Source organism: Myroides injenensis M09-0166, from assembly GCF_000246945.1.
Classification (GTDB): domain Bacteria; phylum Bacteroidota; class Bacteroidia; order Flavobacteriales; family Flavobacteriaceae; genus Flavobacterium; species Flavobacterium injenense.
The window spans coordinates 1-12,747 of the sequence record NZ_BAEX01000003.1 but is presented as its reverse complement, the minus strand read 5'-3'; the positions used below and the strand labels follow the sequence as shown (position 1 = coordinate 12,747).

The 12,747-nt window shown below is 31.6% G+C and carries 5 protein-coding genes; all 5 read right to left on the bottom strand.

Annotated elements, in window-relative coordinates; all coding sequences use genetic code 11:
• Positions 1-2 precede the first annotated feature (2 nt).
• Positions 3-935, bottom strand: a complete 933-nt coding sequence (locus RH98_RS00900) for a PorP/SprF family type IX secretion system membrane protein (RefSeq protein WP_010249480.1) — start codon at positions 933-935, stop codon at positions 3-5.
• Positions 936-950: 15 nt separating this feature from the next.
• Positions 951-2,198 (bottom strand): T9SS type B sorting domain-containing protein, encoded by a 1,248-nt coding sequence (locus RH98_RS00895; RefSeq protein ID WP_010249478.1) that lies wholly within the window; start codon positions 2,196-2,198, stop codon positions 951-953.
• Between the two features lie 13 nt (positions 2,199-2,211).
• Complete coding sequence (locus RH98_RS00890) at positions 2,212-2,832, bottom strand: phage tail-like protein (RefSeq protein ID WP_010249477.1); 621 nt, start codon at positions 2,830-2,832, stop codon at positions 2,212-2,214.
• Positions 2,833-2,920: 88 nt separating this feature from the next.
• Positions 2,921-4,639, bottom strand: a complete 1,719-nt coding sequence (locus RH98_RS00885) for a phage tail-like protein (protein WP_010249475.1) — start codon at positions 4,637-4,639, stop codon at positions 2,921-2,923.
• Between the two features lie 33 nt (positions 4,640-4,672).
• A complete protein-coding gene (locus RH98_RS15715) occupies positions 4,673-10,873 on the bottom strand; it encodes a DUF11 domain-containing protein (protein ID WP_010249473.1) in 6,201 nt (2,066 codons plus the stop codon).
• Positions 10,874-12,747 lie beyond the last annotated feature (1,874 nt).

The following is a 12,747-nucleotide window of genomic DNA, read 5'->3' as shown; positions in this document are numbered from 1 at the left end:
TATTAAAAGAATCTTGGAGCATTGATTCTTGTTCTGTAATTAAATATTTCAAAACGCAAGAAAATCTCATGTGATCCTGAATTATAATTAGACAATTTACTTGTTTCGGCATCATAAGAATAACCTATAAATAAATTATCATTGACTTGAAATCCCACTAAACCACTTACTGCGGCATCCCATCGATAAGCTGCTCCAAGAGTAAATTTATCTATTATTAAAACATTAGCGGTTAAATCCATTTGCAAGGGAGCTCCTTGTATTGCTTTAGCTAAAAAAGCAGGTTTAAGTTTTAAACTAGGATTTAAATCAAAGACATATCCTCCCATTAAATAAAAATGTGCTTTTTGTCGTAATGTAGTATACTGATTATCATCATAGCGATCCGTTGTTAAAAAATTAGGTATAGATACTCCCAAATAGCTTCTATCAGAGTATAAATACAATCCTGCTCCAATATTTGGTGTGAATTTATTATTCACATTCTCTTGGCTTACTGGGTCGGTTGAATCAAATATTTTTAATTTACTGTAATCTACACTTAATAAATTAGCCGTTGTTTTTAAACCAAATGCCAATTTATACTCATGATTTAAATCTATAGCATAAGATAAATCAATAGAGATGTTATTCTCATCCATCGCTCCTAAACGATCGTTTGTAAAAGAAGCTCCTAACCCCAGGCCTGATTCCCCTAAAGGTGTACTTACCGATATATTTGCTGTCTTAGGAGCACCATCTAATCCCACCCATTGCGTTCTGTATTGACCAAATACACTTAATACATCTCGACTACCCACATAGGCTGGGTTTATAACAGAGGTATTATACATATATTGAGTATACTGTGGGTCTTGTTGGGCCTTTGCCGTGATAGCTGAACCAAGTAATAAAACACTTAGTGCTACTGTTTTTATTATTGTGGTATAATTCATTTTAATAAAATACTATTAATTGGTTTCTAGATGAAGGTAACCAGACTTTTTAATCATACGTGATCCCTTGTCATCTTTGTATTGGTAGGTTATCACATAATAATAAGTACCTGTGGGTAATAATTCACCTTTACTTACTGTAACTCTCCCTTGAGATTCTCCTTTAAAAACATTACCTGTAGTATCGTAATTACTAGTCTCGTAAACCCGAGTACCCCAACGATTAAATATCTCTACTTTATTATTGGGAAAACGATTAATATTTTCAATTAAAAAGTAGTCATTTTGACCATCTCCATTAGGGGTAACTAAATTATATATGACAATATCGCCATCTAAAATCCAATCTGTTTTAATAGTACCTAATGTAAAATATCCGTAGTTTTTAACCCAAGTAGGTGTACTAATTGTTTTATTATCAATATCCACCACTCCACCTTCATTTACCCAAATATTCATATTTTCATCCCAACGTAATATTCGAAGGCTTTTCTCAAGATTATTTAGTATTTCTTTTGGAGTAGTTTTTTCATCCCATGATAATGTTAAAATAATATCACTTTTGGTCTTACTATTTCTATCTATAATCCAATATTCTTTTGCATCGAGTTTATCTATAACTCCTGAGATATTTGATTTTGATTCAAAAAAAGATTTGTGATCATAGATATATTCACTTGAGAATAAATCTTTTTCATTTTCAGGAGCAGATATACCAGCTGGTCGATAAAAACCCTTATCCCCTACTGGAAATACAAATTCTTGCTTGCCTTCCTTCTCTACTGTTCCTTTTAAAAAGCTATTATCACTGGCAGAGTAAGCTTCTGCTTTGTTTAAAAAAGTGAAAGATCCTTTGTCTTTATCTATCTCACCAATACCCATATCAAAGTTTACCTTACCGGCCACAACGATATTATTTTCAATTACAAAGGCTTTATCTAGAGTTGAATTAGCTAATTGTAAATCATTAAATGTAGTGATTGATTCGCCCTTTAAAAGTTGAACTTTTGATGCCTTAAGTATGGTCTTGCCTTGAGGAATTGTACCTTTATAATCAAAAAAATCTCCGTTATTAATTAAATTATCCTCTAGTATCAATAATCCATTGTTCCTAAAATTTCCTTTCTCTAGATTCTCAAATGGATATTTTGACACAACTAGTGAATTGGGGGTTATATAAAAATCCCCCTTGTTAACAGTCTGTGCATTTACTCCTAAATAACAAAGGCAGAAGGTTAATAAAAGTGTTTTATAATTTTTCATATTTAACAAGCTTTTATTCTTTTACTACAAATACAATATTCATTATTGAATATGGACTACCGTTAGACTTTATATCATATTTCATTATCCCTTTCTCACTAATGCTTATATTTTCAAACACAGAAGTATCATAATCTGTTACATAATAAAATAAATCCTCAGGCTTGGTAAAATGTGGAATCCCTCCTTGATCTTTATCTGGAGCACCTGAGCTAATAACTACATTGCCTTGTAAGGCAAATTGTTTCTTATACTCAGCATATAAATCTTTTGTCAGATCACTGGCCAAAGTAGAAGTATCAAATACAATAGATGGCATATAGAAAAATTTCACAGCTTTGTTATCGCTTGTCACCATTTGCTGCCATTTAGTTCCATCGTTGTAATAAAATCCTGGTATAACATCATTTATTTTACTTGTATTATAAATTGTCATACCCTGAACATGGTTAGATAATGGAGAAGGATCCATAGTTGAGACCAAAGCGATACGAGGAAGTAACAGACCTTTATTATCAGATTCTATCTCTAATACTGCATTTGGATTAACCTCAGCCCCTTTTCCTATCTTAGTTTGAGCTATCCCTATAGAACTTATAAAACTTATTGCTAATATTATATATATTCTTTTCATGAGTTTGTGTTTTAGGTAAATTAATGGAGAGGTATAAAACTGGCTGTACCTCTCCATTTAAAAAAGTGTTGTTTGTTGTTTGAGCGTCTTACTTAAGGGTGTATTCTACTATTACCTCATAAGTATCTTGTGGAAGTACAGTGTAGATATCACCAAAACCAATATTAAAATCAATTTTAGTTCCACTAACAACTACATCTCTAACTGTACTTGTAATTAGATTATTATCTTTTAATAATTTAATAGAGATAATAGTGCCTATGGCTAATTTATCTGTCGCTTTTACTAACTCTACTCCTTGCGTTCTAGCAGAATTAGCAATGGTTTTTACACTACCTTTAGCTAGATAAACTTTTTTACCTCCTATTATATTACCTGTGAAAATTATATCTCCTTCATTTGTAATATTATCACCTAAGGCTAACTTTATCACATCTTTGTATTTGTTTATGATATCTGTTAAGAAAGAAGCAGGTAGATCAATTTTCTTTCTAGTCTCTATACCATTTTCAAGCTCAATTTTATAGAAAACTTCTTCAGTATCTGTATCTTTTAATTTACCAAAATATACATTCCCACCTTTATTAAGCACATTTGTAATTGCATTTTGTATATCTTCATTATTATTTATCGAGGATAGTATATCGCTTGTCATATTAATAAACTGCTCTTTTTTATCCTCATTATTGTACTTATAAAAAATTTCTCCTTTTTTAACATCTTTCACTATAGGAGCCACAACAGCATCATAGCTAGAAAGTACTCCTGTATCTGTTGCCTCTGCTCTTAATATATTGGTTTTAGTTTCCACCTCTGCCACTAAGTGATTAAGATCAACTTTTTTATAAGTATTGGTAGATTTATCAAAATACTGCAACTGCCAAACTGTTTTAGTAGGGTCACTTGGATCTTTAACTTCTGTATAGATTACATTACCCTGCACATTTTTAGAAATATTTTGAATTAACTCCTCTACTGTGTAATACTCGTTAGTAGTGCCTGGTTTAACTACAGTGGAAGATGAGTTAAATATCTCTTGTATATTGTTTACCACCGTCGCTTTCACATCGATTTTAACAGCTCCAGGAGTTGTTTCACTCAGACCATCTATTATATCTTGAATTTTACTTGGGTCTGTTTCATCTCCAATAGCCTTAACAATGGTAGATTCATTAAAATAAATATACCCTGTTACTTTACCATTACTATCTTTTACTTCTTTGAAAAAAGTATTTGTTTCAACTCCTTGAACCATTTTAAGAATATCTATCTCTTGTGTAGTGTATTTACCTGCCTTATAGGTTACATAATACATCTTACCATCAATTGGATTATAAACAATTGTACTGTGATCTTCCTTTACAATAGGATTTCCATCCTTATCTTTATTATCAGGATTTGAAGGAAGTATGTAATTAATCACTGCCTGAAGATTCTTAACATCTCCCTCTAATTTATTGGTAATATTTGTTATATCACCTCCTAAATCTTCTATTACAGTATTTAACTCTTCTTTACCTATTATTCTATTCCATTTATCATTAAACCAATAATAAAAACCTTTAGGCATCTCAGTTGCTGCTGTCTTATTAAATACAAGTAAACTCTCTTGTTTACTTCCTTTAATAGGCTCAAATTTCTTTTGCTCTGTTAATTCAACTCGGGGTATTAAAATACCTTTATCTCCAAGTTTTGATACTATTTCTAGTTCTGCCGACGTAGCAGGATCAGGTGTTCCTATCCCTACTTGTGCATTCGCAAAATATGATGTTGCTAATAAAGCTGCTAATAATGTGATTTTTTTCATTTGTTTTATGCGTTAAAATATTGTTGTTTCTAATTATTTAATTTTATGTGTAATATTTAAATTTGATTTTATAGAGCAGCTCTTCACATTTACCTTTACCGCTATACGTGGACCAATTGGACAACCGCTTCTTATGTTTTGTACCCACAAGGTATTTTCACCTAATGCAAGGCCTTTAACTATAAATTCAAAAGGAGTTACTTCATCTAATTTATCATCTCCCTTTTCAGAGGTATAAATTTCATAAGTCGTACATGCATCAATCATTGATAAGCTTAATAATCCCTCATTACAGATATCTATAACCTGGTCTTGTTTAACTCCTGTACCTATTGTTGGAACGATACTTACATCATATATTCTAGTAAAATCACCAAGTACCCCGACAACACTTCCGTACGAAATTTTCACTCTATCATAAGGTTTTTCATCATAAGGAGCCACGATAACCTTGTGTTTATTGCCATATCCCAAGCCCAATAACTTTAATCCTAACACATCGACTCCTCCTTCTAATTTTGGACCAACTTTCTGATCCCCAAGATATCTTTGAATAGAGTAACCTTTTATTAATTCCAAACTTAAAACTGGATTCCCTGGTATTTCAGTTGTAATATGAAGTTCATCCCCAGCCATGGCTTGTTGTTTAAACACAACTGTAATTGAAGCCTCATTTAATACAGCTACACCTCTAGAGATTAAAGCATAAGTATCTGTTTTTCCATCTACAGCATTCCACGGACTTGTAACAGATGCTGTAGCACTAGCCACACCAATACCTAAATCTTGAACACCATGTAGAACATCTAAGACATTAGAGTTAACATTATCCGCTACTGGATTACAGCTAATATGCCCTGGTCTAGAATAATAAACACCGTAAATTTTTGCTATTTGCGCAACACCTACAAGGGAGCCTTGTGAGATTCTAACTCCTTTAAAATCTTTAGGTTTACCAGAGGAAGTAGGTACAAAAGTATACTCAATAACATTATCTGCAGCTAATAAATCCAGTAATCCGCCTTGCACTGGCTTTAACACGCCAATTGTATTTCCATCTTTATCTAACCCTTGAACAGATAGTCCTCCTGCTAACATTAATCCACTATATTGCTTACCTAACTTAATGGTCACTGGTGTACCTGCAGGGACAATATGATCAAAATAGATATTTTGCCAAACCGTACCAATACCTAACAACCCTAAACCAGTTATTAACTCAGAGTAAGTTGTAGGATCACCGTCAATAGCATTATTTTTATGTGCTACTCCTCCGGTAATTATAACTCCCCAACTAGTACTATCTGTGGCATAAACTCTTTGTATTTCAGGTGGACAATCACTATTGTCTAAAACCGTAATAATAACATTATCACTAGTTAAACAGCCATCTAATTCAGCCATTACAGTATAGGTGTATACTCCTGGGCTTGTAAATGTAGGCTCTAGATCACTAATTAATTCACCTTTTTCATTATACCAACTCACCGAAGCATTTTCACTAGTAGCTTTTGGTAGTTTTATACTCTTCCCTACTTTTGTGATTAATCTCTGTTCTCCATCAATAGTTAGCTGTGCAGCTTGTTTTACCGTTACTGAGAAAGGATCAGACTCTTGTGAAAAGCAAGTTCCATTAGAAACTACAACAGTATATTCTCCTTGTGTGTTTACCTCTATTGAATTTCCAAGTTTAATAACATTTCCATCACTGTCTTTCGCTTCAATTAATATTCCATTTAAATACCACTGATAATCAGCTTGCCCACCAAGAGTTGTTAAAGTAGTTAATGTGCCTTCACAAATTTCTTCTATTCCTGTAATAATTGGTTTTACAGGTGCTGGTAAAACATCAACTTCAACTTCAAAAGCATCACCATTAAAACAATATCCTAAAGCCTCTAGGGTGACATAAAATACAGTTTTATCTTTAACTCTAGTAATTACCTCTTGACCTACTAAAGGAGAAGAATCCGATAAATCTTTATTTCTATACCATTTATAGACAGGATTTTTTAAGTCTTTAGGCGCTAGAGCGCTCAAGTCAGCTTTTATTATAAAATCTGTCAAAGGACATACAGGCTCAGGTTGATTAACTGTGATACTCTCTCGTGTTACCTCTTTGCAACTACTGGCTAATTCAAATAATACTTCCTTAGTTGTAGTTGTATTATCTGGCAATGTAAAAGTTACTTGAGCCTTATTAGAGATAAGATTGTTAACAGGTAAGCCTACCACTTTGGTTTTAATAACAAAAGACTCTTTCTGTTCAGGAGTTAATTGATCAATTACATAAGTTATTGTATTGTTCTGAATTACACCATTTTTTTCAACGCTAACAATGACTATTTCCTTATCGAGCTCATTTATTAAAATATCTCTTAATAAAACATTTCTAAGGGTTTTATTTCCTTTGTTTTCAATTGTAATTCTGTAGGTTAATTCATCATTTAAGTTCGCCTGATTTTTTAACTTTCCACTACTTTCTCCAACTTTAGTTAACCCTAGTTGATATACGGGATCTACAACCAGTACAGTACCTGGCTTTTCACTCTGATTGGCTTCTTTAGGATCATTATTATCAATTGGCGGATAGGTGTTTACTCCCTTATCTGTTATATCTGCTTTTACTACAGCAACATTTCTAATCTGAGAAATCCCCTCTAAATTCTTATCTACCCTAGCCTTAAAGCTGAATGTCGCTTGTTCATTAACAAGCAATCCATCACTTTTTTCAAAGCTTACAACACCATTATTATGCGCTGCTCCAGAGATCCATGTTAGTCCCTGTGGTAATTTATCCTCTACAAGTAAAGTTGGAAGGTCTGTATTGCCTATATTTTTAACATAAATAGTATACTCTACTTCTTCACCCCCTTTAACCTGTTGCACACTTGCATCCCCGTTTACTTTATAGGATTTCCAACTCACTAAATCTTGAGTAAGGGATTGACAAGTTCGCTCTACGCTATAAAGGCGAATTGGAGGAAAAACCGATGCGCTTAATACACTTTTAAGACCAATGGAAATACGATCATACTCAAGCCCTGGTGTATAAGGCAAGTTTACCATTTCTCCTTTATTAATTAAATCTAAAACATTTACACCATTAATTAATCCACTAGACAAATCAAGAGTATTAACCTCTTTATCACCTAGATAAGCTTTAATCTCTAACCTTCCCAAAATATTAAGATCAACTGCTCCACTTTCGGTTTTAAACTTAATATTAGTTACATCACTGCTCTGTGAGATAGAATTAAAAAATATCCATTGTTTTACACTTCCTGCAACATTTAATGTACCTAAACTAATGCGTGAGTAGTTTGATGAATTATTATCAATAGCCCTTTCAGGATACTCTACTCCTGCCCCAGATAAATCCTTAACAGTTAAATCCAATCCAGTAAAGTCAAATGAACTTGCAAAAGCCTGTTGGCAAGAATCTGTATCTTGCTCATAGCACATACCATAAACATTCATAAATGTAGCAGGGGCTAGAATACCTAAAGCACTATTGTTATGATCGCTAATTCTAACTGACTTATAATCCTTTGATGGGGTTATAGCCAAGTAAGTACGTCCAAGTTTATCACTTACTACTCTTATTTCTCCATTTTTAAATGTTGTGTCAACACCTCTACTATTACCTTGTAAAACAACACCATTGTCATCCTTTACCTGAATTTCAAAAAAGTGATCCCCTAAGGCAATATTATTTAATAAACCACCAACAATATTCCCTAGACTTCCTCCTAGGAGTCCCTTTAATATACCTTTATCATAATCAAAACGAACATAGGAAGTAGTTCCAGCCTTTACAATATGATTATAACCAAGTTCTACAAAACCAGCTCTTTTTTTACCTCCGAATAAAATACCTGCATCGGAGTTAATTGTTGCATAAGAATCAAAGTTGCCATTAAAAATATTTGAAATATCATCTGTATGCTCAGCCCCTAACAATTCTGTAGCGCATACAGAAGAAATAAAAGGACTCTCACTTATTGGATCTGTACAAATATCATTTATACGTTTAACATTATATAAACGAATAGCAGGTGAAGTACCAACATTAAGTAGGGTTACCGAGGATATCTCTACTCTATCGAAAGATTCCAAAGCTGTATCAAAAACCAAGGATTGTACACCGCCTGATTGTAATAAGCCTAATAAATCAAGGTTATTTAATAATCCTTGCTTGAGAGTAAATTCTTGCTTTTTAGTACTTCCTAAATAAGTAGTTACTCTATAGGCCCCTAAAAGATCTAATGAAAGAACACTATTAGAATTAAACTGTACTCTTACCTCTAATTTATCACCTTTTAAAGATGGTTTAGCAAAATACACCACTTGTTTCACACCAGTACCTACTGCTAGAGTACCTGAGCTGATTTCTGAAAAATTAGAAGAATTCCCACCAATGGCATGATAAGGATTTTTAACTCCTGCTTCATTTAAATTAGCGATACTTAAATTTAATCCCACTTGATTATAAGAAGTAAACTGAGCTGGAGAACACGAATCTGCACCAATCTCACGACACATATTATATACCTTTAACATACGCTGTTCACCTGTTGGTAATCCAAGTACTTTATTGGTAATACGTATACTATTATATTCAGATTTAGGTGTAACGGCCAAATAATAACGACCAATATTGTCTTGTACCAAAGAAGTTACTCCGTTAGTGGTTGCTTCAAATCCGTTAATACTAGAACTTTTCGATACAGATTCACCACTATTGAAAGCCTCCACTTCAAAATAATGATTTCCCAATAACAATCCACCAATACCATTTACAAGTTTACCTAAACTCCCGCCTAATAGCGCCTCTAATACTTCTTTGTCTGAATCAATACGTATATAAGAACTTGTATTAGCAGCTACTCTCTGATCATAGGACAACTCTATCATTCCCGAAGCTGGCAATGTAGATAGCAAGGAGCCATTATTGGCATACAATGTGGCATAGGTCTCATTATTACCATCTATTGCATTGATTGCAAAATCCACATTCTCAAAATCCTTAATGCTAGTTGCACAAGCTGCGATATCAAAAGGGGATGCTGTTGGATTAGGTATAGTTATATTTGGATTATCACAAGAATTGATATCAAAACGCTCCACATCATAAATACGTAAACCCTCGGTAAGTAATCCAACATTTAAAGTATTATTAGCTCTTAATTCTATTTTATCAAACTCTTTACCAGGGGCAAAAGTCAATGTTTTTTTCCCTTTTGTTTTTAATAAACCAGCTAGATTTACGCCATTAAGCAGACCTCCTTCTAGGGATTTTTTATAAACTAGTTGATTTGCTTTATAAGCTCTTATTTCAATTGCATTTAATAAATCTAAACTCAGGAGTCCTTTAGCTGGCTCAATTGTTAAATTTACTGTGGTGGTAGTATTTGATAGAGTCGGAAAATAAAAAAACTGTGAGATATATCCCCCGATTCCAACATTTACTGCCCCTTCTCTTTTTAATAAAGAATAAGTATCTTGTTTACCATCTATGGCCTGATAAAAATTATTTTTTACTAATCCCCCTAATAAGTCGATTTCAATTCCGGCTGAATCAAAAGATGTCCCTATTGGTCTATCGCAGCCCTGTTGATTATCTTCCACATAGTAAGTATCATAAACATCTAAGAGTTTATCACCTGTTAAGCCTAATAAAGCGGTACTGCTATTTTCTATCGAAATCTTATCAAAGTATTCTTCTATTTGAAAAGCAATCAAATAATTACCTTGGGCATCTTGAATTAATTTAGCATCTTTAGCCCCAAAACCATCTACAGATTTAACTTTTAGAACTTCTGTGTCACCATTTAAGGCTTTTACATCAAATCTATGACTTCCTAATAATAGCTCATTTAATAAACCTGAGAGTAATTTGCCTACCGAACCCCCTAATAACCCATTAAGTAATTCATTATCCTGCATGGCTATTTTTATGTAAGTCTGCTTGCCCTTGGGAACTTTATTTGGAAATTTATACTCTAATAAACCACTCTTCTTACCTATTAATAATGCACCCGGATGTGCATGTAATGTAGCTTTGCTACTTAAATTACCATCTAAAGCAAAATTAGGGTTATCAACATTCTTACTTTTAAGAAAATCAGTTGCAAACACTCTATCTTGAGCATAAGAATATTGCATAGATAAAAACAAGGCGAGCAAAAGAATTAACCTGTTCCAAAAAGGAAAAGTAATATTTTGTTTCATTTGTTGTTTGTTAATGTGTGATTAATAAAATCAAATTAGTATCTAATTTGTGAGTTTAATACTAATTGATATTGACTAAAACAATATTAACTAGGTGATAAACCTAGCTTGTTTCATCTTGTAACCGATAGCTATAAAACCTGGTTTCATTCTATCTAAGTGTTAGTAAATTATATTCTATACTCCCCTATTTTATTTGTTGAACAATAAATTAACTTTTGTATAATTTTTTATCTCCTATCGCTATTTATATTACTTAAAGAGACAGTTAGATAGTAATTAATTAAACAAATCAGTTTGTTAGTATAAGTGATTATTAAATGAATATTTTTTAAAATACTCTCCCCTTTTTTATGTTATAAAAAATATTGGGGAGAGATTTTACAATGCTACTAGTCCCCACTAAGTAGCATCATAGTGTAATAGATTATCTTATTATTATATTTCTCAAAATGTAATAATTCAGTTCAAAAGTAGAGTTTACAACATTAGATTTTCCCATACTAAGGAGTAGTATTATCCCTAAAATAATACCTAATACTAAAATTAACACACGTTAGAAAACTATAAAATAGGATTAGATAATTTCTAAAAATTAATATAACTAACTAATTATCAATAAATAAAAAAATTAAAAAAGAATTAGGTCTATCCTATACTGTCATTTTAAGACAGTACACTAAAAGGATACTATTTCTTAAATAAGAACTATTCTAAACAAATAATATAAAATCACAATTGAGAACAAATCAAAGGTGTAGTACTACTAAAATTCGAGGTTAATAACTACTTTGGAAAAACTAAATAAACATAATTAATATCCTTATAGAGCAGCGTGTAGTAATTCTAATTGCTTAAATCTTAAGGATAAGATAAATTATCTTATAATAAATTAACAAACAACAACACTTTAGAATAGGATGAAGTTACTTTTTTACAATTATATTGCGTAGACAAACAAAAACAACAATACATAACATGAAAACAACTCAAAACATTTTTAAACAGTACTTTAGCCTGTTTCATTTTACAAATCATTCGCAGATTAAATGCAATTTTTTCTTTAACAGTAGAATTTCACTTATTACTACACAAAAAGATATTTAACTTTTTTTAACAAAGTGAAAAATAAAGAATAAATTATAGTATAGAATTGATTACATATAACTTTACACTTGAGTTATTAGATTGAATTACTAGCTTATAGTATAAATACCCCATTTAATCTATAATATTAAAGCTTTCTTTCTTATTGTTTTATAATTACTAGGGCTAAAAGTAATTATAAGCAGCGTAATCATACCTACTATTTACTTATTGCATTTAATCAAAAATAAATGGATTCGAAAAAAAAATTACTACCTTTTAATCAAAGTAGAGTATTATTATTATCTATAATTGCCAGTTCATTTCCGATATGTACTCTAATATTAATCAATAAAATTTTATGTTTAAACATACTCTTCACAGAGTTTTTCCAAGTTCCTCTGCTTAATGATTACACTCTTAATATAACAAGGAGCTTTTTAAATTTTAACTCATCGAACATAAATATTTATGATCACCTATTAAATATTTTTATTTCTGGCTTATTCTACGGGATTACTCTCTTAGCAATATTATCAACTATATTTACCTACAGTACCTTTAGAATCAAAAAGCTAACTGTTTTTATATATTTAAGTACTTTTATATTACTCTCTTTTATATACTGTGATTTAGCTATATATACATCTTATACAATATCTATAGCGGGTTTTTTTATTAGGAGTTGTATTATAATTTCTTTACTATTTATAATACTTATCAAACTCTCTCAGTACTGTCCTTTTAGATATAAAAGAAAAATAAAGTTACATGAAACAACCCTATAT